The organism is Microbulbifer sp. Q7, from assembly GCF_001639145.1.
Classification (GTDB): Bacteria; Pseudomonadota; Gammaproteobacteria; order Pseudomonadales; family Cellvibrionaceae; genus Microbulbifer.
In genome coordinates this window covers 260,196-281,176 of record NZ_LROY01000002.1, presented here as the reverse complement: position 1 = coordinate 281,176, position 20,981 = coordinate 260,196, and the positions used below count along the sequence as shown (strand labels likewise).

The following is a 20,981-nucleotide window of genomic DNA, read 5'->3' as shown; positions in this document are numbered from 1 at the left end:
CTCTTTGGTTGGACAAATTGATGGAACAAACGATTATTCGTCGTCGAACAGTGCTTCGATCATATCCACTTGCAAAATCTGTGGTAACAATATCGGCTCGCTTTCGCCCGCTGCGTACCAGACATAGACCGGTACCGAGTTGCGTCCCAGCTCCCCAAGTGCACGGGTGATATCCGGGTTCTGGTCGGTCCAGTCTGCGCGCACTAGATACACGTCGTTCGCCCGGAACAGCGCCTCGACTTCCTCGGTATCCAGCACCAATTTTTTGTTCACCTGACAGGTGATACACCAGGCGGCAGTGTAGTCGATAAACACCGGTTGCTTGCGTGCCAGTGCCTGGTTGATGGCGTTGCGGTTGTAGGGCTGCCAGCTCTGCTCCGACGCCACTGGGACAGAACCCGATTCACGACCGCTCTGCTGCAGCGAGTTGGCCGCGCCAAAACTCATCAACAGTGCAGCCGCAACCAGCCCCCAGGCAATCCAGCGACTGCCGCGGAACTGGTGGCGCCCGAGCCAGAAGGCAAATACCACCACCAGCATCAGCAGGGTGCCGATCAGCCAGCCGCTGTCGCCCAGGAGGCGGCCCAACACCCATAGCAACCAGATAACGGTTGCGTACAGCGGGAACGCGAGAAACTGTCGCAGCGTTTCCATCCAAGGGCCCGGTGCGGGCAGCCGGTTGAGCAATGCAGGGAAGGCACACAGCAACACAAACGGCAGTGCCAAGCCGATCCCCAACCCGAGGAAAATAGCCATGGCTCCATAGGCCGGCAATAGCGTTGCTGCTCCCAGTGCCGCGCCCATAAACGGACCGGTACAGGGCGCGGCGACAAATACCGCAAGGACACCGGTGACGAAAGAGCCACCACGACTGTTGCCGGCGAGATTCATCAAATGATGGCCGAACTCATACAGGCCGCTGAACGACAGCGCCATCACCCAGAACAACAGGATCAGCCCCAGCACCACCGGCGCCGACTGCAGCTGGAAGCCCCAGCCAATGGCCGCACCTCCGGCACGCAATACCAACAACAGTGCACCGAGCGCGGCGAAAGTCACCAACACACCGGCAGCGTAGCGCAACCCTTCCTTGAGACGTCCTGCAGCCTCGCCTTCTGGGCCCACTAGCCCGAATAGCTTGATCGACAGCACCGGGAACACACAGGGCATCAGATTCAGAATGGCACCACCAGCAATGGCGGCTAGCACCAGCAGCCACAGAGGCTGGCCACTGTCTGCGGGTGTGGGGTTGGCGGTGGGCGCGCTGGTCGCCGCAGCCTGGATCTCAATATCATCCAGTTGCCAGGCGCCCTCGCCGTCACTGACAACAAACCCGGTTGTCGGTGTCAGGACTGCGCCCGGCACCCGCTGGAAGGTATACCGAAGGGTATCGCCAGACTCTTCTACTTGCGGTGCTTTGGCGGTTAGTAGCCCCCCATCCAGCGGGAACACTGCCGGCGCTGCGGCGCCCTCTGCCGCGCCCGCCTCCAGTACCAGCTGCAGTGAGTCGCCGTCCGTGGCGGCGGCAACATTACTCACAATCCAGGGGAAGTTGTCGCGGGTCGCGGGTACGGGGACCTGGGCCGCAAAGCGGTCCCGCAGCGCCTTTTCCACCGGCTGCCATTGCGCGGCATCCGCCACTGGCCGCGACAGCGTCATGTTGCCGTAGCCGGGAATACAGTCCACCTTGCACACCAGCCACTCCAGATTCACCACAATTTCCATGCGTGACGCCTTGGGCGTGGCGGAAAACAGATAAGCGACGTCGCCCTCATAGCCCAGATTGGTCAGGTGCTCGATGGGCAAGCGCACCGGAGATGGCCACTGGATATCGCCCAGCTCGCCACTGGCACCGGCAAAATCGAAACGCGGCGCCGCACCGGAATCCCCCGCATTGCGCCAGTACACGTGCCAGCCAGGGTCTACCTCAAAATAGAAACCGATCGTTTCCTCGCCGGGACCAAAGGTATCCGGTGCCAGCCAGCGCACCTTGACGTGATCGCCACTGGCGGTGTCCTGGGCAACGGCCACTCCACTCCAGACCGCCGCAGCGAGTAACACCAGGCGCACCAAAAACGGCAAAACAGCGCGATTTAAAAACGAGAACAACAAATGGCACCCCACCCTGAAGCAATGAATCGCTGGATTAAGACGTATCAACATACGTAACGGCAAATTTAGCAGCACACTTGGCAACTCACCCGGGAGCCGACCGACGGCCAAGTAGCTCAGCTGGTATTGGTTTTATACTCGCCAACCATTCAAATGGATTGCTCCAGTGGTTGCAAGCAGGCGCACAATTGTCAGCGGTGCATAGTTCCACGCGCCAACGGCTGATAAAATCACCGCAACTAACCCCCGGAGCATTCATGACCGAATCCACGCCAGAAACCAGAGCCGGCTCCCCTGCTGACACCTTGGCACCGTCGCCGGTGCGCCTCACCCAGTACAGCCATGGCGCGGGCTGTGGCTGCAAGATTTCACCAGCGGTGCTCGACCGGATCCTCGCCGACAGCGGCAACCCGCTAGCGGACCCCAAGCTGTGGGTAGGCAATGCTTCGCGCGATGATGCCGCGGTGTATGCGCTGGATGAAGAACGCGGCGTGGTGTCCACCACCGACTTCTTTATGCCGATCGTCGACGATCCCTACGATTTCGGCCGTATCGCCGCCACCAACGCCATTAGTGATATCTATGCCATGGGTGCCGACCCGCTGATGGCGATCGCCATTCTGGGCTGGCCAGTAAACCTGTTGGCGCCTGAAGTGGCTCGGGAAGTGATCCGCGGTGGCCGCGCCGTTTGCGCGGACGCGGGCATTCCTCTGGCGGGAGGGCATTCCATCGACGCGCCCGAGCCGATTTTCGGTCTCGCGGTAACCGGCGTGGTGCAGAAACAGCATCTGAAGCGCAATGATACCGCGACCGCAGGCTGCAAACTGTATCTGACCAAGCCACTGGGCATCGGCGTACTTACCACCGCAGAAAAGCAGGGCGAACTGCGCGAACAAGACGTGGGCGTAGCGAGGGACCTGATGTGCACCCTCAATCGCCCCGGCAGCCAGTTTGCTCGCCTGCCCGGCGTGAGGGCGATGACAGACGTCACCGGCTTTGGCCTGCTGGGCCATCTGGTAGAGATGGCAGACGGCAGTGACCTCTGTGCAAAACTGAATTTCAACGCCGTGCCGCGCATCGACGGTGTTGAATACTATCTCGAAAAGGGCTGTATTCCCGGCGGTACCGGGCGCAACTTCGAAAGCTATGGTGAGCGGGTCCGCCTGAGTGCGGAAAGCCAGCACCAGCTGCTGTGCGACCCCCAGACCAGTGGCGGGCTGCTAATTGCGGTCACCCCGGAGGGCGAGGCAGAGTTCCTAGCTACTGCGCAGAAGCTGGATCTAGCGCTTGCGCCCATCGGTGAACTGGTCGCCCAGGAAGATGCCGACCACGGATTAGCGGTACTCGTGCAATGAGTAGTGAAAAAACTCCACGTCCCGATTGCGCGGAGTTCCGCGAAATTTTCCTGCACGATACACCGATGATCGACACCCGGGCTCCGGCGGAGTTCAACAAGGGTTCTTTTCCCAATGCGGTCAACTTGCCGCTGATGACCGACATCGAGCGGCAGAAAGTGGGCACCTGCTACAAGCAGCATGGCCAGCAGGCGGCCATTGCCCTCGGGCATCAGCTGGTCAGCGGTAAAACCAAGGCAGCCAGGATCAATGCCTGGGCGGAGTTCGCCCGCGCCCATCCGAACGGCTACCTGTTCTGTTTTCGCGGCGGCCTGCGCTCGCAGATCAGTCAGCAGTGGCTGGCAGAAGCCGGTATTGCCTATCCGCGGATTACCGGCGGCTACAAGGCCATGCGCAGCTTTTTGATCGAGGAAATTGAAAGCGCGGTGCGCGAATGCCGTTTTACCCTGGTCGGCGGCATGACCGGCACCGGTAAAACCGAAGTATTGATGCAGCTGGACAACGCGGTGGATCTCGAGGAGCACGCCAACCATCGCGGCTCCAGCTTTGGCAAACGCGCAACCGCACAGCCTCCGCAGATCGGGTTTGAAAATGCATTGGCGGTGGACTTCCTCAAGCGTCGCGCCAGCGGCCAAACCCGGTTCGTGCTGGAAGATGAGAGCCGCCTGATCGGGCGCTGCTCCGTGCCGCTGTCGCTGCACCAGGGTATGTGCGACTATCCCCTGGTGTGGCTGGAAGACAGCCTCGAGGGGCGCGTCGAGCGCATCCTGAAAGATTACGTGGTCGACCTGTGTGAGGAATTTGTCGCCCTGCACGGCACCGAGGAAGGTCCGGCGGCTTTCGCCCAGGCGCTGCGGCAGAACCTGGCCAACATCATCAAGCGCCTCGGTGGCCAGCGCTACCAGGAGCTGGATGACATCATGCAGCAAGCCCTGCAGCGACAGCTTGCGGATGGCACTGTGGATCGCCACCGCGACTGGATAACCGCACTGTTGCGAGATTACTATGACCCCATGTACGTGTATCAGGCAGAAAAGAAGGCCGCACGTATTGTGTTCCGCGGTAATCAGCGGGAGGTAGTCGAATATCTCCGTGCTCACGCGTGAACGTGTAAGCCAAAAACGTTAACAACAAAGTTCCATAAATCGTTTTTTCCACTATTGAACTGGAGAACTCGCATGTCAAAACGTGCCCCACTGCAACGGGCAAAGGCGCTGTGTGCGCTTTTGCTGCTACCCGCCACCTTGCTGCTTGGCAACCCTGCCGCCGGTGAAACAGGCCAGAGCAATCTCACTCCGACTGTGCTGCGGGTCTCCGCAATTCCCGATGAGGCCCCCACCGAGTTGCTGCGCAAGTTCAAGCCCCTCGGCAATTACCTGGAACAGCAACTGGGAATGCCAGTGAAATTTATCCCGGTGACGGACTATGCCGCCGTGGTGGAAAGCCTGGCGGCGGAGCGCGTGGATCTCGCCTGGCTGGGTGGCTTCACTTTTGTGCAGGCCCGTATCAAAACTGGCAATGCCATCCCACTGGTGCAGCGTGAACAGGATCGACACTTCACCAGCAAGTTCATCACCGCCGACCCTGCGGTAAAAACTTTGCAGGATCTGAAAGGCAAAAGCTTCGTATTCGGCTCTATTTCCTCCACCTCCGGTAGCCTGATGCCGCGCTACTTCATGGCCAAAGACGCGATAAAGCCGGAAGACTTTTTCAGTCGGGTCGCCTACTCCGGCGCCCACGATGCCACCGCGGCCTGGGTACAGGCGGGCAAGGCCGATGCCGGCGTGCTGAACGCATCGGTGTGGGACAAGCTGGTGGCCAACGGCAAAGTGGATACAGACAAGGTCCGCGTGCTGGCCACCACCCCGCCCTACTTTGATTACAACTGGACGGTGCGCGGCAATCTGCCCTCCGCGCTCACAGCGCAAATTAAGGCGGCGTTTCTCGCTCTCGACCCCGCCATTCCTGAGCATAAAGCCATTCTCGAGTTACAGGCTGCCGAGCGCTTTGTGGAAACAGCCCCGGAAAACTATCAGTCCATTGAAGCTGCCGCGCGCTCCGTGGGGCTGCTGAGGTGAGCATTGCGTTGCGCGGTGTGGGCGTGTCATTCGGGCACGTCAACACAGCGCTGCCGACGGAGGTCTTGCGGAATATCACCGTCTCCGTTGGTGCGGGCGAGCAATTGGCGATTATCGGTCCCTCTGGCGCTGGCAAAACCACCCTGTTGCGCCTGCTGGCAACCGCGCAACGCCCCAACAGTGGCGAGCTCAGGATTCTGAACACCTCCCCCTGGTCAGTTGGCAGTGGTGCACGACAAAAGTTGCGCGCCCGCATCGGTCTGATCCAGCAGTCGCCCCCATTACCGCCGAGACAGCGTGTGGTGACCGCCGTCGCCGCAGGCCGTGCCGGCCAGTGGTCGCGATGGAAGAGCCTGGTGAACCTCGTCTACCCGCTGGATATTCCTAATATCCGGATCGCCCTCGCCAAACTCGACCTGGCCGACAAGATATTCGAGCGCTGCGATCAACTGTCCGGCGGCCAGCTGCAGCGCGTGGCCATCACCCGCGCCCTGTATCAGCGACCGGAAATCCTCCTCGCCGACGAACCCGTGTCCGCGATGGACCCGGTACTGGCCGACCACACGCTTTTCCTGCTCAGGCGGGAAGCGCAACAACGCAATGCCACCCTGGTGGTCAGCCTGCACAACCTGGAACTGGCATTGCGGCATTTCCCGCGGGTAATCGGACTGCGCGAAGGCGAGGTGCTTTTCGACAAACCTGCGGCAAAGGTCCAACAGAGTGAACTGGATCGGCTCTACGCCAACCAGCAGCTCCCCACCGCGTCCAGCGACCGCGACATCCACCGGCCGCAACCCCGGCCGCTGGCGCCGCCGCGATGCTAACAGTGTCCGGTATCGCGGGTTGGGAACAGCGGGACCCCGCGCTCGCATCGCGTCTGCTGCTGAGCACGGCCGTCTTGTTACTAGCCTGGCCTGGCCTGCATTTCAGCGAGTTCAATCCGGCGGTTCTGTTTGACCGCAACAGTACCCAGGCCATGGCCGCCTTGATGGGCGACGCCTGGCCACCGGCAACCAATCAAGATTTCCTCCTGCTCCTGTGGCAATCGACGCTGGAGACCCTTGCCATTGCCGTGGCCGGCATCGCTCTGGCACTCCCACCATCGATCGCCGCCGCCCTGCTGGCCACCCGAGCCCTGTCGCGCTCGGCCGTCTATCGCCAGGGCCGCCCCTCATTGCTGGGCCGGTACTTTCGCCTTCCCCTAAGCGCGCTGTTGGTTCTGCTACGCAGCGTGCCTGAAATCGTCTGGGCACTGTTGTTTGTGCGCGCCCTGGGCCTCGGGCCCAGCGCCGGCGTGCTCGCAATCGCGATTACCTATACAGGTATGCTCGGCAAGGTCTTTAGCGAAATTTTTGAATCCGTGGACCGGCGGCCGGCGGAGGCACTGATTAGTGCCGGCGCTTCGCGACTGACCGCATTCCTGTACGGAATTCTGCCCAACGCTGCTGGTGAAATGCTTTCCTATACGATCTACCGCTGGGAGTGCGCTTTGCGGGCCTCGGTGGTCATGGGCTTTGTCGGTGCCGGCGGGCTGGGGCAACAGCTGGAGCTTTCACTGAGAATGTTTGCCGGCAACGAAGTGGTCGCCATACTCCTGGTCTTTTTACTACTGGTATTGCTGGCGGACCAGATCAGTCACCTGCTGCGGGCCCGTCTGCTATGAGGCGTGTGAAATACCCTTTCCGTCCAGGCAATTTTCTACTGCTGCTGCTCATCCTCGGCGCTGTTGTCGCGGCGTTTCGCTTCCTCGCCATCGATTTTTCCGGACTGCTAGAGCCTGCAAGCCTGCATGGCATGCGCGAATATTTTGCAGAGTTCCTGCGGCCGGACATCTCGCCGCCACATGTACAAGCGGTGGGCAATGCCGCGCTGGAAACCATCGCCATGTCCGCCATAGGCACGCTGCTGGCCGCCCTCGCGGGCGCTTGCCTCGCCCTGCCGGCAGCCGGGCAATTTGGCCGGCCGTTGAAAATGTTTACCCGTGGCATCCTGAACGCACTGCGCGCGATCCCGGAACTGGTGTGGGCAGCACTGATGGTGCTTGCTGCAGGGCTCGGGCCCAACGCCGGCACACTGGCCATCGCCCTGCACACCACCGGGGTACTGGGACGGCTGTTTAGCGAAGCGCAGGAGAACACACCGAAGACCGCGGCCAACGCCGTACGCTACGCGGGTGCTTCGCCGACCATCGCGTTTTTTTACGGCACACTCCCCCTGCTCTGGCCGCAGTGGCAGGCATATGCGCTGTACCGCTGGGAACACAACATTCGGATATCGGCGGTACTCGGGTTTGTCGGCGCCGGGGGGCTGGGGCAAATGTTGTATGTCCACCTGAGCCTGTTTCAACAGGCACAGGCAGCAACGGTCATTCTGGCGATGCTGCTACTGGTGTTTGCGGTAGACGGGCTCAGTCGCCGGTTGCGGCAAAAGTACCTGAGCACCTAACCGGAACTCACCCGCCGACAGGAGCAGCAAGCCCACCGGGCCGGTTTCGGTGTATTTGAAACTCACACCGGCGCGCGCCAGAATGCGGCGTACCGGAGCTCTCAGGGCTCCACTGCTCTGCACCGTTTTGCCTTCGCGCCAGCCTCTGCAAACCGTTCCGCAAGGACTTGCTTCCTATACTCACGATCTACAAACTCTTCTGGCTGCGGATTAACCAGATAAACGAAATCGTCTGCCTGCTCACTCGCGGACTTGCTTTTTTCGCCGTTGAAAACGTCGATACGTACAGGGGTAAAGACCTTGATCGCAAGCTCAGGTCGCAAACGCTTTAGCGCAGCGACCGTGCCCAGATGGCCGTCACTGTGAAAGCTGCCATTGATATGCACGACTTGACCGCCGGGAGTACTACCCAATGCCCTGGCAATTGATTCTGCCATGGTGTTGTCGCGAGTAATCTGGGCCAAGTACGTGTTGTGCATCCTCTCGGCTGGCTTGCCATTGGCACCGCTCATCGCGGCAAAAAATTTCTCTTCATAGCCGATGATCTCAGCGAATGGCTGTGCGGCAATCAGACGCTTCTCTTGTATATCCAGCACTGCAATGTAAGCTTCCCCTTGCCTGCCGATACAACGCACGATATCAGCAGATGCATTGGCCGCTAATACGGGAATCGAATGTTGCCGGGCATACTCCACCAATGGTCGGTAACTACCCTGATAATTTTTCCAAGCCGGAGCCTTGTTGATCAGATAGCGCTCACCGATGTTCCCCGCCAGATAGTCATCCAGGATAGCCTGCTGCGCCCGATCGAACATCTCCATACTCAGGATGGTGGCCCTGCCATCGCGCTGGTTGTTGCGGTGTAGTGCCGCAAGCAATCGCGTCTGCAGTAGATGCGATGCATGGTTACCATGGTACTCACCGATGAACACGACATCTGCCGAGCTCAGAGAGGACACGAGTGCCGACTCAGAGATAGGGTTGTAGGAAGTATCGAGCAATTGATAATCGTAGAGCGTCGGTAGGCTTGCCAGATCGGGCACTATCGATGCACTTCTAGTCTTACTATCCGTACAGCCGGCGATAGTCAATAACGTGCATAAAACAGTGAGAGGTATAGAGTACCTGGACATCGATATCACGGCCTACGCAACCTTTTGAATGCGATTCTACTTTAACGCCGCAGTCCCACTACAAATACTAATTACATTGGACCGGCTCCTGTAGAATCGCGCAAAATTAATAAGCGAATTACGGAGAAACGAAAAGAATAGGTATGTCACTATTCTGCAGTCAAATCTTTACTCTCCAGTCGCTTTTTCCGGTCACGGAGCCGAATTACTGGAGAGGCCGTCACTCCATGGACGAATATCGACAGCACCACCGCGAAGGCACATGTAGCCCACAAGAGGTCCTCCTCACCAAAGTTCCCTTTTTGCAAACCGTACGCCAGGTAGAAAAGACAGCCAATTCCACGAATACCATAAAAACTGGCAATCACTCGACCCAAAACAGAGAGACTCTGCGCTCCCATCAGCCCTATAAACCCTGCTGCGGGGCGCACGACGAATATGAGTAGCATACTCAGAACCGCCGCCGGCCATGTCAGGGCATCAAGCAAACCACCCGCGATTGCACCGCCCAGTGCGATGAGAATACATGTCATCAGCAGTTGCTCTGCCTGCTCCGCGAAGGTGTGCATTGACTGATGGCTTTGCTGTGTGTGCTCCCTGTTGCGGATGGTCAAACCGCCAATGAACACCGCGAGAAAACCGTAGCCACCGACGCACTCTGTGACGCCGTATAGCAGCAACGTGGCAGCCAGCGCGCCGACGCCCGTTCTCATCTTTTCCTGCTCTGAGTCGACAGACAGCCGCAGGAGAACGTGAGACAAACCCCAACCCACCACAGCACCGGCTATAACACCGACGGCGATGCGATAGAGAACGTCAATCAAAAACCACTGGGCGAACCAGTTCTCCGGATTGAGACCCTCAGTCAACATGAGCAGGGCGAGAAAGGTAAACGGAAATGCCAGGGAATCGTTCAATCCTGCCTCTGACGTGAGAGTAAACCGAAGCTCGTCGTCTCTCTCTACCGAAGGCTTCTCCGGCGATGTTCTATCGTCAGCAACCACCGAAACAGCCTCATCAGGGACTTCCGGTTCAGGTTCGCCGAGTTGGACGTCTGCGGCCAACACCGGGTCAGTCGGAGCAAGCGCTGCGGCCAACAAGACGGCCGCCGCCGGCGCCAGGCCGACAACCCACCATCCCAACCAGGCCACCCCGGCAATCGTCAGGGGCATGCAAATGCCCAGCAACCTCCAGGTCGTACTCCAGGTGCGCAGGTTGGGCAATCGGTCGATTTTAAGCCCCACACCCATCAATGAGATGATCACACCGATCTCGGTTAAGTGAACAGTGAGAGAACCGTGTTGTCGAGGGTCAGGCGGCGTGAGTCCCAACGGTAGCGCAAAGGCTACATAACCCAGTGCGAGGGAAAGAATAGGAAAAGAAAATGGAAGGCTTTTGAACCGGTGGAGCAGCGCCGCCAGCGCCAGTATCCCCAGACCGAGGACAACGAGCGTGAGATCGTAAGCTTCCATCAGTTTGACGGTTTTGAACAGCTCGGACAAATGTAAAAACTCCCGCCAGTTAGTTCACACCCTCAAGGGTGCCTTTCTGGATAATTTCCGAGAACACCTCCTACTGCCGTTCCAGCACGGAGTTGAAGCGCTCGCAAGCGGACTTGCCCAAGGGATCTTCCAGCAGTGCCGTATGTTCCTCGGCACATGCGCTGCGCTTGCCAGCGCTAGCGCCAGCAGGAAGAATAGGGATAGTTTCATGGTTGCCTGTTGCCCGGGTGGATATCATAGAAACTGCGGCCTGGTTTCAGTTACGGGCTGGCCACGCCTGCAAAGTCTAGTCGGCTAGGGTGCAGTGCTGGGTGCGGGCGGACGGCATCCGCGACAAGTACTAGTCCAGCCAGCGCTGACCAGCCAACACCGGTAAAGCCACCACAAGAGTGCCTGCTTATGTTTACCATGTTCTACGACGGGCGCTGCCCGCTGTGCATGAAAGAAATCGCACACCTGCGGCGCTGGAACACCGAGGGACGAGTACGCTTTGTGGATATTAACAGTGATTCCTTCCGCGAGGACTACCCCGAAGTCGACCCGGACGCAGCCATGGCAGTACTGCACGGGCAGCTGCCGGACGGGCGCGTCGTCAGCGGCTACAAAGTCACGGTGGAGGCGTGGGAGCAGGTCGGCAAGGGCCACTGGGTACGCTGGCTGAACTGGCCCGGCATACGCCGGCTCAGCCCACTGATGTATGGCCTATTCGCGCGCCACCGGCACAGCCTGGCGCGACTGCTGACCGGCAAGGCGCGCTGTGACAACGACGACTGCCGAATGAACTAAGGACACCGATGAAAACGAGCAACCCGGAACCGATCGAACTGGGGCCCATCAGGCAATGGCGCAGCGACCAACTGGAACAGCTGGATCAGCACTACCGGGTCAACCTGATCAATAGCCTGTCGGGCTTCAAGAGCGCCAATCTGATTGGCACTGCAGATGCCGGGGGCCACACCAACCTCGCTATTGTCAGCTCGGTGGTACATCTGGGCGCGAACCCGCCGCTGGTGGCCTTTATCAACCGTCCTGACTCGGTGGAACGACATACCCTCGACAACCTGGCAGACACCGGCTGGTTTACCGTCAACCAGGTCAACGCCGATATCTGGGAGCGCGCCCACCAGACCTCTGCGCGCTACCCGCGCGGTATTTCGGAATTTCACGAAGTACAGCTCACCGCCATGCCAAGCGAGATTTGCCCGGCGCCCTACGTGGCGGAAAGCCGGCTGCGCTTTGCCTGTGAGGTGGTGGAACGCACACGTCTTGAGATCAACGGCACTGTAATGGTCATCGGCCGCATTGCCGAACTGCAGGTGTGCGATGCTGCAATAGCAGAAGATGGCTATATCGACATAGAGGCGCTGGGCACACTCGCGGTCAGTGGCCTCGACAGCTACCACCGCACCGAGCGCCTCGGCCGCCTCAGCTACGCCAAGCCGGGCCTGGCGCCGCGCCGTATCGACAAGCCCTGAGCGAGCCGGCACAAGGCAAGCGCCGCCAGTTTGCCGGTATGGCATAACCGGCCGTCGAGTCATCGAAATGGCACAGCGAGCATGTTGAATAAAGATCTACAGTGCGATTCCTTGTAGGCCCCATGTTGGGTATTCCGCGATATGAGGGTGTAGTGGCACACTGAATTTGGCCACCTGACTTTGAGTGATATTATCACGCTCAACGAGATCAGGTGAATTAATGACCAAGTCAACAAAGAAGCGATTTGACCCCGAGTTCAGGCTCGAGGCAGCCCAATTGGTAGTCGACCAGAACTACACCGTGAAAGAGGCTTGCGAAGCGATGGGAGTCAGTAAATCCACGATGGAGTCGTGGATTCGGAAGCTCCGGGCAGAGCGAGACGGCAAAGTGCCGGAGGGCGTAGCTATTACTCCAGATCAGATTCGCATCCAAGAGCTAGAACGGAAGCTCAAGCGAGTCGAAGAGGAGAAAGAAATCCTAAAAAAGGCTACAGCTCTCTTGATGTCGGACTCGCTGAACAGTTCAAAATAATCGAGCGATTGCAGGGGAGCTATGCCGTTCAGCGGTTGTGCGACGTATTTGACGTACACCGGAGCAGCTATCGGAGCTGGCGTGACAGGCCGTCTGAGCCAAAGCCCGAAGAGGTGCGACTACAGGCGTTGGTAAAGGCTGCTCATAAGGTTAGCAACGGTTCTGCCGGGGCAAGAACCATCTCAAAGATCGTAACGCAGGGCGGCACACCGCTTAGCCGGTATCGCGCTGCAAAGCGAATGAAGCTACTTGGCTTGGAGAGCACCCAGTTACCGAATCATAGGTACAAGAAGGCGGAGCAGCCGCACATCGATGTGCCGAATCATCTCGATCGAGAGTTCGACGTCGCTGCACCCAATGCCGCTTGGGCTGGGGACATAACCTATATCTGGACGGGAGCCCGTTGGGCGTACCTTGCGGTAGTTATCGACCTGTTTGCGCGGAAGCCAGTTGGCTGGGCGCTTTCGTTATCACCCGACACCGCTCTGGTTAAAAAGGCGCTAACGATGGCCTACGAATCACGAGGGCAACCGGAAGGCATCATGTTCCACTCGGACCAGGGATGCCAGTACACAAGCCTCGCATTCCGACAGCTGCTGTGGCGCTACAGAATGACGCAAAGCCTGAGCCGCCGCGGAAACTGCTGGGACAACGCACCGACTGAGCGTTTCTTCCGGAGTCTCAAAACAGAGTGGGTGCCGGAAACCGGCTACAAATCCTTCCCTGCAGCTAAACAGGGAATCACGAGTCACATCATTGGCTACTACAGCCAAATACGACCCCATCAGAAAAACGATGGAATGCCGCCGAATGTGGCGGAAGAAAAATATTGGAATGCTCAGAGTTCGGTGGCCAAAAAGAGTTGACCACTACAGGCGCAGCGACCGTGCAAAACACGCACAAAGTAAGACGTCGGCTGCATTGCTTTGTTAGCCATTTTCTATGCTAAGAAGTACGATATCACCATCTTTTTTGGTGAAAAATATCCTCGCACGACCAGCATTCATGACATAAATACTTTCTTTTGCGCCGCGCACTCTATGAACCCTAGGGTTCTCATCTATATTAATGGTGCTGAGCAACTCTAGGCTTGCCATCAATTTAGCTAACGACACGTCCGAACCTAGCTTACTTTCTTGTAGTTTATCCTGAACTGGTTTTGCCAATAGAATACTCATTTAACCCCCAAATTTTTCAGAAATACTTTTGCATCAACAAGCTCGGCTTTTTCTGGATTTTTACGTATAGACTCTGCGAGACCTTCGAGCTTTGCTTTTCTTATATACGCAACGCAGTGCTCGTCATCCGCAAACCTCAATGTATTTTGATCAAAGTTTAAGAGGTGAATGTGGAGATATATCCAAATCATGGAAAATATAAATAACAACCAGAATGAGGAAGTTAAGGGCATTAGAGACCAAGAAATTGAACCTTCCTGCATTAATTGTGCAGACAGTGTGCTGGAGAGCACTCCAATCATGATAGTCAGCACTAAGTTTGCTGAAAGTCTTAGTCGGGGTGACTTTGCAATAAAATCCAACTTTTTTCCTCTTATTTTGTTATTCGTAGGCTAACGCCGTGCTCAGCCGCGGACAATTTTGGGCGCTTTATGTGCGAAAATGGGAGCGCAGCGACCGCGCATAAAGTGCACAAAGTTGGCCGTCGGCCTGCAGCGTATTGTTATGCATTTTCGAAGAGCCGGAGTACCTTTTCTCCCGCCCAAACCATAAAAGCTAAAATTAGAGAACTGAAGCCCCCACCGAATACTGCGGTCACTAGTGCTTTCATTCCGTGTACTTGCTCACCATTTGCTGTGACTGTACCGAGACCGAATATTCCCAAAAGGCCAATAAGCACCCAAAATGCGCCGATGCTGCAAAGACAGGCAAGAAAGCAGCGTTTAAATGTAAACTGGTTCACGCTATCACCACCCAAGCTGCTTTCGGAACTCGAGCCATACAACTCTGAAATTTGGCTATTTAGCTCATTAACCCGGGCTCTTTTTCGCGAAATTTCTGCTTGTAGCTCAGCATATTTTTCAGGATTCTTTGCCTGATCTATACCCACTATTGCTTCTTGCAATTCACGAATTGTGTATTCTTCAATTTTTCTCATTACTAGCTACTTTTGATGCATAACGCCCAGCGCAGGCGCAGCCAGCGCGGAGCGCGTTTTGTGTTAATGTTTGAGCGACAGCGAGTAACACAAAAGGTGCGTAGCGTTGGCTGTCGCTTTGCCGCTGATTGTTATGCATTTTCCCCAGTGCTGAGGACCTGGATCTCGTGCTGCCCCTCAAAAAACTCTTTAAAGAACTGAAAACACTGATCGGAAGCCGTCATTTTTTCTTGTAAAAGAAGTATTTCTTTCCAAGTTCTTTCTTTCTCTACCTGAAAAGCCCATTCAATATCTTGCTTAGGATCCTCACCGTCCTCGAAGAATGCTGTAGCACCCAGCATGTACTTTCGCCCAGAAAACGAAACGAAACAATACCAACCCCAATCCTCTGAATCTACTTCTGAGAATTCGAATTTTTCTTTCAGCGATTGACTTAGCCAAACCAACAATGACTGACCGTAGATTTGATTATTTGGATTTTCACCTTCTTTGCTGACGTCAAATTTCGATGTTTTTATTGTTATTAGTTGATTCATGCTCTCAATTGCTCACCGATGCATAACGCCCAGCGCAGGCGCAGCCAGCGCGGAGCGCCTTTTGTGTTAATGTTTGAGCGACAGCGAGTAACACAAAAGGTGCGTAGCGTTGGCTGTCGCTCTGCCGCTGTTTGTTAGGCATGAGACCACCTGGATCGGATTTCTCCGACTCTGTTGTGAAAATTGCCATAAATGGTGGCATCGGAATCATACCAACTTTGATTATGGGCTACATGGATAAGACAGCGATCTACTTTGTCTTTGACAGCATTTAGAAAGTCAGCTTTTTCATCCAACATATACTCGATCAAGCTTAAGAAGCATGAAGGCGCATCACTATCTTCTTTGCTCTTCTCAGTCATTAAATATTCTATGTATGCCCCTATATAGAACTGAAAAGGCCTTTTGGGCATATAGTAAAAATCTTCTTGGTAGAAAAGAGCATTATCTTCAAGAAGTACGATGGCCTGCTCCAACGACTTACCCATAAAATGCTCAATAGCAGATTCTTCATCCCATCCAACAGGAACTGAATATTTCCAACATTTTTCCGAAGGTATCGTCATTCCAGATGCCTAACGCCCGTAGCACGAGCAAAGTTGAAGCGCAGCGGAAACTTTGTCGCTGTGCCTACGTTTGTTAAGAGGCTGGTCCTTGAATCTTAAGCCAATGCATTTTTTCGCAGTAGCTTGCGAATTCCTGATAGTTCTCACTTATCCACATTTCCATCGGATTATCGTGAAACCCCACTACACTAACTTCTCCGTCTAGCACCTCTAGGCTATGGCACTCCATAATGAACTTGCGAGTTAGCCTCCCATTTTCTGAAAAATCTATGATGGCTTCATTATCCATACGTACAACCGGCTCATTCGAAATTTCTATTGCATGCATCAAAATATTACGATGGCTAGTCGGAAGAACGGGAATAAGCTTGAAGGGATCCTTTTTCTTCCAGAACATGTTACCTCTTAACGCCGGTAGCAAAGGCGAGCGCTAGCGAGTCCAGCCCGCGCTTTTATGCGGGCGATTTTGCCTACCCTTGTTAAATGTATGACCACACCGCACCTATGATAAGTAGAACAATTATTGCTGCCTGAATCTTGTTGGCCTTACTTTGCTCAGCTCTAGCTTCAGGCGTATCAGTTACTCCCTCTTGATGATCAAAGCCACCTTCATCAAGATCCTCATTGAATATGATGAGACCATTAACTAAAACAGAAATCACTACCAGCAACGTTGCCGTTAGCCAGTAAAACCCCGTGAAGTACTGTATGCCCCAACCAATTAGGAGGCATATAGAGATCATTATTGCTGCGGGCTTTAGGTCAATGCAATTCATCTGCCAGTACATTTAACGCCCGTAACAGCCGAGAGCGTAGCGAGTCGGATGCTTGCGCTTGTTAGCTCTGACTGCAATTAATTTTAAACAATTCATGATCAATGGTTTCACATTTAATCTCAGCACCCACATCAAGTAGGGTCTCACATTGAAATGACTTAGCCATTTGACAGCGCTTTTTCTCCAACGCACATGAGTATATAACTTTCGTGTCATCTTGAAAGAGATCATCTCGCTCTTGAATCCAAACATTGCCATTTAGATTCATACCTTCAGTTCTGAATCTTCTGAGCATCTCCCAAAACATTTCTTCGCTAGGATACCTTCCGTATTTTAGCTCGAATGCAATGATCTCATTTTTAACGACCATCATATCTTTCTTCACTTCATCAGTGGAAGTCACTTCGCAGGGCAGATCTTCCGTAGCCCAGACTGGACAAGAAACGCCAAAACACATAAGTAAGATGGTCAATATTTTCATAAGAGCTAACGCCGCGTTCAGCAGCGGCCAAAGCTATGTGACTTTTGGGGTATAAGCGCAGCGACCACAAAAGGCGCACAGCTTTGGACGTCGCGCTGCAACGCCTTGTATGGTCTAATTCCCCCGAATTCGGTAAGTTGAAGCCCGTAACATCTCTCACCATGTTACCGGCTACCTAGCTCGATGCACGCCAGATCTCTAAAGATCGTTAACAAGCCTGAGCGGGTGGCCGACCCGATTTACAAACTCGAACAGTCGAATGGGCTTCAAGCCCGAATTTAGCAAGGACGAGTCATTATGACAAACCGTAAAAGTGCTGAGGCGGGAGTTAACGTGGGCGTGGATATCGGAAAGGAGTATCTCGATTTCCATATTCATGAGAGAGACGTTTACTGGAGATCAGACAACACTCCTGACGGTATTAGATACTCGCTCAACCGAATATCTCGCTACCAAGTCGCAAGGCTGGTCATGGAGGCCACAGGCCGCTATGAGTTGCTCTTAGCAGATGCCGCATTCGAGCGGAAGATGCCGGTGGTCATCGCGAACCCCCGCGCGATCCGACGCTACGCCGGTGCTGTAGAACAACTGGCTAAAACGGACAAGCTCGATGCCGCTCTGATTGCTGAATTTGCAGCGAGGATTCAGCCGAAACCGAGTAGATCACAGAGTAAAAACCTTCGTGAAATCAGAGACTTGCTAGCTCGTCGTCGCCAACTCATGAACATGAGGACACGCGAACTTAACAGGCAGTCGATCATGGGTGATGGCGTATTGGCCAGCACCTATCGAAGGCTAATCAAGCAGCTGGATAAAGAGGTTGAGTGGGTTGATCAGAAGCTAAATGCAGCTATCGAGAAGGAGTCTGCATGGGATGAAAAGAAAGCTCTTTTGAAAAGCGTTCCTGGTGTTGGCGACGTCCTGGTACATACTCTTCTGGGTGACCTTCCCGAGCTCGGCACACTGAATAACAAACAGATTGCAGCGCTCACCGGTGTAGCACCAATGAATCGAGATAGTGGAAAGCTGCGCGGAAAAAGAAGGATCAGAGGCGGTAGATCAACTGTCCGCGTGGTTCTCTACATGGCGACGGTTAGCGCCACCTTATGCAACCCAGCGATCAAAGCCCACTATCAAAATTTAGTAGCCCAGGGGAAGCACAAGAAAGTGGCGATCACTGCCTGCATGAGAAAAATGATCACAATTTTGAACGCGATGGTTCGCGATGGAGAACCCTGGGCTGCCTAGTTATTTTCTTGGGGTTGCAACCACAGTCGCTTGTTATGTGATTTCACTCTATAATTTGCCTTTTAGAACTACGTCGAACCTGAGATCATCCGACAAATTCTTAACACTTCTATACTCAGATCTATAGATGACGGATTGTGGCTCACCAATCCATATGTCATATGTACCGTTTAATTGTGTCATATATGTAAAAACACCAGATTCATCAGTTATACCCTTGCTGACAGGAACCATTGACCCCATTGACCAAAATGATTTACCAACAAAAAAACGTTTAATTTCGACCGGCAGATTTTTAGCAGGTTCGCCATTTTCATAATGAACTGACACCGAAATACTAACTATGCTAGAAAGCCTGTCACCCGAAGTGGTACCGCTCACACAGCCCATTAAAGCAAAACACATTAATATTATTATTCTCATAGGGTTCCAGTTCACATAACGCCGCGCTCAGCCGCAGCTTACTTTGGGCGCATTTTGCGCGAAAATGGGAGCGCAGCGACCGCGCAAAAGGTGCACAAAGTAAGATGTCGGCTGCAGCATATTGTTAGTGTTGTGGCCCTCTACGAGCTCCCCGTCCTGGTTTGTTGCCTGCCGCAACCACTAAGTGGAGCGAACGGCACAAACCTATGCGAAATTGAAATATACCACGGTGCGGCGCCACGCTCACTGGCACAAACTTTAAGCCTGGGATCGTGGGCGAAGCCGACGATGGACTAAATTCGTGGCGCGGCACAAGAAGATCTGCTGATAAGAAATCTAATGCCCGACAGCAAAGGCCAAATAGTGGAACCACGTTGTTCCCATTGCCCGGGAAAAACCCGCCCTGTAAGTCGCCAATTTTATCCATCGTTGCTTTCTACGAAGCACGATAATTTTTTATTCAAGTTGCAGCAAAACACTAACGCCGCCAGCAAGGGCGGCCTACTTTGTGCGCTTTGTTGCGCAATAATGGGAGCGAAGCGACCCGCGCAACAAAGTGCACAAAGTAGGACGTCCAGCCCAGCCCCGCAGGGGATGGGCGAGCTTGCCTGGCCTGGTTATGGCTGACGCGCTCCGGACTAACTACTAGCACTTTGCCAGCCACGGATTGGCTGGCCACTGCCCGAATTATACAAGGGAAGAATACCGCACTTTCCCCACCAAATTTTAATCTTACTGGCACTCCGCGAAACTGCAGCGGGTTGACCTATTCTTCCGCACCCGAGCGAACACTCTAGGAACGAACATGCTTGAATAGAAACCGACCACAACGGCTCAATATTGGATGCTATTTAGTGGCGCTGAGTTTTCAGAAACCACGAAAAATTAAAAATACTGACCGGCACCATAACGCCTGGCACAGCCGCCGGCAAAATTGGCACGTAATTGCGCAAGCAATTTAAGTGACAGTTTTGGCGGTCGGTTGCTGCCACTTGTTATGCTCACCACTTAGGATACCCCGACTGATGGTATACGTGAGCCATGCCTTTATGTTTGGTAATACCAAGCTTAATATCACCTTTAATATTAAAACCAGAATACCCTGTTTGAGCATCTTGATCTAATAAACGTAAAGCCACTTCAAATACCTTACGGTTTTCGTTGAATGTATGCCAAAGACAAACCTTACATTTAGCGTTTATGTTTTCTGGTTGAATTATTACCTTTTCTTCATCTTTCGCGAAAGAAATATATTCAATAGATAACGAAATATTAAGCTCTTTTTCAATACTCTTGATATAAGGAGAAATTACAGACTCAATAATTAGTGACAATTCTTCTTCTGTCGAAAAGTGTTGATCATCTCTTACTGGCATAAATCTTCCATGGGAGCATAACGCCCGCAACAGGGGCGACCAATGCTATGCACGTTTTGTGCGAAACTCGGAGCGCAGCGACCCGCACAAAACGTGCATAGCGTTGGGCGTCCCGCGGAGGCCCGAAGGGCCGGAGCAAACTGCTTGCGTTTGTTATGCGTTGCTTGCCACAGATTCTTGGTCTAGTACCGATTCCTGACTTTGGTTGGATACATGGCTGGCAGATGCTTCGGAAGCACCAGTATCTGAAATTTTAACTGGCAAGGATATTTTTCCCTCTAACAAGGCAAGAACTCCCTTTCTTAAAAGGAATTGATCTCCTGCTAACTCGCCATGACCGCCAGGATAGTAAGATGTATTTTTGATTTGGCTTTTATCAAAATCGTAACCAAGCGAACTAGCCATATCATGCATCAGGTCAACAAATAGCTCTTTCCTTCTTGGCTCCCAATTTTCTTTCGGGTAATTTAGATCATTTAAATGATCTAGATATATTCTCCAGGAAGAAACAACATTTCTGTCTTTCGACTTCTTACTATAGAAAGCAACATCAATCATATTGAGAGCTTCTACATGCGAAGACTCTAAATTTGTTGCTCTTGTAGACATGAGCGTCTTGAAAATCTTGAGTCTTTCATTTCGAATCGACTGTCTATGTTGCAAGTACTGTGAAACTTGGACTGCTATCAAAGGCGCCAAGATTACGGCACCGATCATCAAATAGTCAGATAAGGTCATTCTATTATCCTTGATTTCGCATAACGCCCAGCGCAGGCGCAGCCAGCGCGGAGCACATTTTGTGTTAATGTTTGAGCGCCAGCGAGTAAC

Annotated in this window: 24 protein-coding genes; 10 read left to right on the top strand and 14 right to left on the bottom strand. The window is 54.1% G+C overall.

Going from position 1 to position 20,981, the window contains the following annotated elements; translation table 11 throughout:
* Positions 1–33: 33 nt before the first annotated feature.
* Positions 34–2,031 carry a protein-disulfide reductase DsbD gene (locus AU182_RS06910; RefSeq protein WP_227718156.1) on the bottom strand — a complete coding sequence of 666 codons (1,998 nt, stop codon included), beginning with the start codon at positions 2,029–2,031 and terminating at the stop codon, positions 34–36.
* A gap of 338 nt (positions 2,032–2,369) precedes the next feature.
* On the opposite strand from AU182_RS06910, the gene selD reads away from it, so the two are divergent.
* From selD to phnE, 6 genes are all read left to right on the top strand, one after another.
* Positions 2,370–3,467: a selenide, water dikinase SelD gene (gene selD, locus AU182_RS06905; RefSeq protein ID WP_066962840.1), complete on the top strand. Its 1,098-nt coding sequence runs from the start codon at positions 2,370–2,372 to the stop codon at positions 3,465–3,467.
* Positions 3,464–4,573, top strand: coding sequence for a tRNA 2-selenouridine(34) synthase MnmH (mnmH, locus tag AU182_RS06900; protein WP_066962837.1), 1,110 nt, complete (start codon positions 3,464–3,466; stop codon positions 4,571–4,573). Before selD ends, mnmH begins: the two co-directional genes overlap by 4 nt.
* A gap of 72 nt (positions 4,574–4,645) precedes the next feature.
* The gene (locus AU182_RS06895) at positions 4,646–5,545 is read left to right on the top strand and encodes a putative selenate ABC transporter substrate-binding protein (protein ID WP_082859274.1); all 900 of its coding nucleotides are present in this window, start codon (positions 4,646–4,648) and stop codon (positions 5,543–5,545) included.
* On the top strand, positions 5,542–6,369 hold the full coding sequence (locus tag AU182_RS06890) for a phosphonate ABC transporter ATP-binding protein (protein WP_082859273.1): 828 nt from the start codon (positions 5,542–5,544) through the stop codon (positions 6,367–6,369). Before AU182_RS06895 ends, AU182_RS06890 begins: the two co-directional genes overlap by 4 nt.
* Positions 6,363–7,208 (top strand): ABC transporter permease, encoded by an 846-nt coding sequence (locus tag AU182_RS06885; protein ID WP_066962834.1) that lies wholly within the window; start codon positions 6,363–6,365, stop codon positions 7,206–7,208. The genes AU182_RS06890 and AU182_RS06885 overlap by 7 nt, the downstream gene beginning before the upstream one ends.
* Positions 7,209–7,213: 5 nt before the next feature.
* A complete protein-coding gene (gene phnE / locus AU182_RS06880; RefSeq protein WP_227718155.1) occupies positions 7,214–7,990 on the top strand; it encodes a phosphonate ABC transporter, permease protein PhnE in 777 nt (258 codons plus the stop codon).
* 101 nt (positions 7,991–8,091) lie between these two features.
* Here phnE and AU182_RS06875 read toward each other — a convergent pair whose 3' ends face one another.
* Positions 8,092–9,033, bottom strand: a complete 942-nt coding sequence (locus tag AU182_RS06875) for a ChaN family lipoprotein (RefSeq protein WP_193754304.1) — start codon at positions 9,031–9,033, stop codon at positions 8,092–8,094.
* A gap of 239 nt (positions 9,034–9,272) precedes the next feature.
* Positions 9,273–10,625, bottom strand: a complete 1,353-nt coding sequence (locus AU182_RS06870) for a sodium:proton antiporter (protein ID WP_082859271.1) — start codon at positions 10,623–10,625, stop codon at positions 9,273–9,275.
* Positions 10,626–11,024: 399 nt separating this feature from the next.
* Between AU182_RS06870 and AU182_RS06865 the strand changes: the two genes are divergently transcribed.
* The 3 genes from AU182_RS06865 (at position 11,025) to AU182_RS06850 (ending at position 13,498) form a co-directional block, all read left to right on the top strand.
* On the top strand, positions 11,025–11,411 hold the full coding sequence (locus AU182_RS06865) for a thiol-disulfide oxidoreductase DCC family protein (protein WP_066962828.1): 387 nt from the start codon (positions 11,025–11,027) through the stop codon (positions 11,409–11,411).
* Positions 11,412–11,419: 8 nt separating this feature from the next.
* The gene (locus AU182_RS06860; RefSeq protein WP_066962825.1) at positions 11,420–12,100 is read left to right on the top strand and encodes a flavin reductase family protein; all 681 of its coding nucleotides are present in this window, start codon (positions 11,420–11,422) and stop codon (positions 12,098–12,100) included.
* Between the two features lie 220 nt (positions 12,101–12,320).
* Positions 12,321–13,498, top strand: a protein-coding gene (locus tag AU182_RS06850) for an IS3 family transposase (protein WP_369802062.1) whose coding sequence is annotated in 2 segments (ribosomal slippage) — positions 12,321–12,588 and positions 12,588–13,498 — 1,179 coding nt in all. Because the reading frame shifts where the segments join, the coding sequence is not laid out codon by codon here.
* Positions 13,499–13,561: 63 nt separating this feature from the next.
* Here the strand turns inward: AU182_RS06850 and AU182_RS06845 are convergent.
* The 8 genes from AU182_RS06845 to AU182_RS06810 form a co-directional block, all read right to left on the bottom strand.
* Positions 13,562–13,810: a hypothetical protein gene (locus tag AU182_RS06845; RefSeq protein ID WP_066962818.1), complete on the bottom strand. Its 249-nt coding sequence runs from the start codon at positions 13,808–13,810 to the stop codon at positions 13,562–13,564.
* A complete protein-coding gene (locus AU182_RS16435) occupies positions 13,807–14,172 on the bottom strand; it encodes a hypothetical protein (RefSeq protein ID WP_153039156.1) in 366 nt (121 codons plus the stop codon). The genes AU182_RS06845 and AU182_RS16435 overlap by 4 nt, the downstream gene beginning before the upstream one ends.
* Positions 14,173–14,312: 140 nt before the next feature.
* Entirely contained in the window at positions 14,313–14,747 is a 435-nt protein-coding gene (locus AU182_RS06835; RefSeq protein ID WP_066962812.1) for a hypothetical protein, read from the bottom strand.
* Between the two features lie 131 nt (positions 14,748–14,878).
* Entirely contained in the window at positions 14,879–15,283 is a 405-nt protein-coding gene (locus AU182_RS06830) for a hypothetical protein (protein WP_066962809.1), read from the bottom strand.
* A gap of 134 nt (positions 15,284–15,417) precedes the next feature.
* Positions 15,418–15,849: a hypothetical protein gene (locus tag AU182_RS06825; RefSeq protein ID WP_153039155.1), complete on the bottom strand. Its 432-nt coding sequence runs from the start codon at positions 15,847–15,849 to the stop codon at positions 15,418–15,420.
* 73 nt (positions 15,850–15,922) lie between these two features.
* Complete coding sequence (locus tag AU182_RS06820; protein ID WP_066962803.1) at positions 15,923–16,246, bottom strand: hypothetical protein; 324 nt, start codon at positions 16,244–16,246, stop codon at positions 15,923–15,925.
* An 82-nt stretch (positions 16,247–16,328) separates the two neighbouring features.
* Complete coding sequence (locus AU182_RS06815; protein ID WP_153039154.1) at positions 16,329–16,637, bottom strand: hypothetical protein; 309 nt, start codon at positions 16,635–16,637, stop codon at positions 16,329–16,331.
* Positions 16,638–16,686: 49 nt separating this feature from the next.
* Complete coding sequence (locus AU182_RS06810; RefSeq protein WP_066962797.1) at positions 16,687–17,106, bottom strand: hypothetical protein; 420 nt, start codon at positions 17,104–17,106, stop codon at positions 16,687–16,689.
* A 297-nt stretch (positions 17,107–17,403) separates the two neighbouring features.
* Here AU182_RS06810 and AU182_RS06805 point away from each other — a divergent pair, with 297 nt between their 5' ends.
* A complete protein-coding gene (locus tag AU182_RS06805) occupies positions 17,404–18,354 on the top strand; it encodes an IS110 family transposase (protein WP_066962794.1) in 951 nt (316 codons plus the stop codon).
* A 48-nt stretch (positions 18,355–18,402) separates the two neighbouring features.
* On the opposite strand, the gene AU182_RS16430 is transcribed toward AU182_RS06805, so the two are convergent.
* The 3 genes from AU182_RS16430 to AU182_RS06800 form a co-directional block, all read right to left on the bottom strand.
* Complete coding sequence (locus AU182_RS16430; protein ID WP_153039153.1) at positions 18,403–18,777, bottom strand: hypothetical protein; 375 nt, start codon at positions 18,775–18,777, stop codon at positions 18,403–18,405.
* 1,001 nt (positions 18,778–19,778) lie between these two features.
* Positions 19,779–20,153: a hypothetical protein gene (locus tag AU182_RS16425; RefSeq protein ID WP_153039152.1), complete on the bottom strand. Its 375-nt coding sequence runs from the start codon at positions 20,151–20,153 to the stop codon at positions 19,779–19,781.
* Positions 20,154–20,306: 153 nt separating this feature from the next.
* A complete protein-coding gene (locus AU182_RS06800; RefSeq protein WP_066962791.1) occupies positions 20,307–20,891 on the bottom strand; it encodes a DUF6680 family protein in 585 nt (194 codons plus the stop codon).
* Between the last annotated feature and the right edge of the window lie 90 nt (positions 20,892–20,981).

Excerpts from the sequence above, each read along its gene's own strand:
- AU182_RS06860 (WP_066962825.1), top strand. The coding sequence starts at position 11,420 with ATGAAAACGAGCAACCCGGAACCGATCGAACTGGGGCCCATCAGGCAA.
- AU182_RS06885 (WP_066962834.1), top strand. The coding sequence starts at position 6,363 with ATGCTAACAGTGTCCGGTATCGCGGGTTGGGAACAGCGGGACCCCGCG.
- AU182_RS06825 (WP_153039155.1), bottom strand. The coding sequence starts at position 15,849 with ATGACGATACCTTCGGAAAAATGTTGGAAATATTCAGTTCCTGTTGGA.
- AU182_RS16425 (WP_153039152.1), bottom strand. The coding sequence starts at position 20,153 with ATGCCAGTAAGAGATGATCAACACTTTTCGACAGAAGAAGAATTGTCA.
- AU182_RS06865 (WP_066962828.1), top strand. The coding sequence starts at position 11,025 with ATGTTTACCATGTTCTACGACGGGCGCTGCCCGCTGTGCATGAAAGAA.
- AU182_RS06810 (WP_066962797.1), bottom strand. The coding sequence starts at position 17,106 with ATGAAAATATTGACCATCTTACTTATGTGTTTTGGCGTTTCTTGTCCA.
- AU182_RS06845 (WP_066962818.1), bottom strand. The coding sequence starts at position 13,810 with ATGAGTATTCTATTGGCAAAACCAGTTCAGGATAAACTACAAGAAAGT.
- AU182_RS16430 (WP_153039153.1), bottom strand. The coding sequence starts at position 18,777 with ATGAGAATAATAATATTAATGTGTTTTGCTTTAATGGGCTGTGTGAGC.
- mnmH (WP_066962837.1), top strand. The coding sequence starts at position 3,464 with ATGAGTAGTGAAAAAACTCCACGTCCCGATTGCGCGGAGTTCCGCGAA.
- selD (WP_066962840.1), top strand. The coding sequence starts at position 2,370 with ATGACCGAATCCACGCCAGAAACCAGAGCCGGCTCCCCTGCTGACACC.
- AU182_RS06830 (WP_066962809.1), bottom strand. The coding sequence starts at position 15,283 with ATGAATCAACTAATAACAATAAAAACATCGAAATTTGACGTCAGCAAA.
- AU182_RS06835 (WP_066962812.1), bottom strand. The coding sequence starts at position 14,747 with ATGAGAAAAATTGAAGAATACACAATTCGTGAATTGCAAGAAGCAATA.
- AU182_RS06815 (WP_153039154.1), bottom strand. The coding sequence starts at position 16,637 with ATGTACTGGCAGATGAATTGCATTGACCTAAAGCCCGCAGCAATAATG.
- AU182_RS06895 (WP_082859274.1), top strand. The coding sequence starts at position 4,646 with ATGTCAAAACGTGCCCCACTGCAACGGGCAAAGGCGCTGTGTGCGCTT.
- AU182_RS06820 (WP_066962803.1), bottom strand. The coding sequence starts at position 16,246 with ATGTTCTGGAAGAAAAAGGATCCCTTCAAGCTTATTCCCGTTCTTCCG.
- AU182_RS06805 (WP_066962794.1), top strand. The coding sequence starts at position 17,404 with ATGACAAACCGTAAAAGTGCTGAGGCGGGAGTTAACGTGGGCGTGGAT.
- AU182_RS06800 (WP_066962791.1), bottom strand. The coding sequence starts at position 20,891 with ATGACCTTATCTGACTATTTGATGATCGGTGCCGTAATCTTGGCGCCT.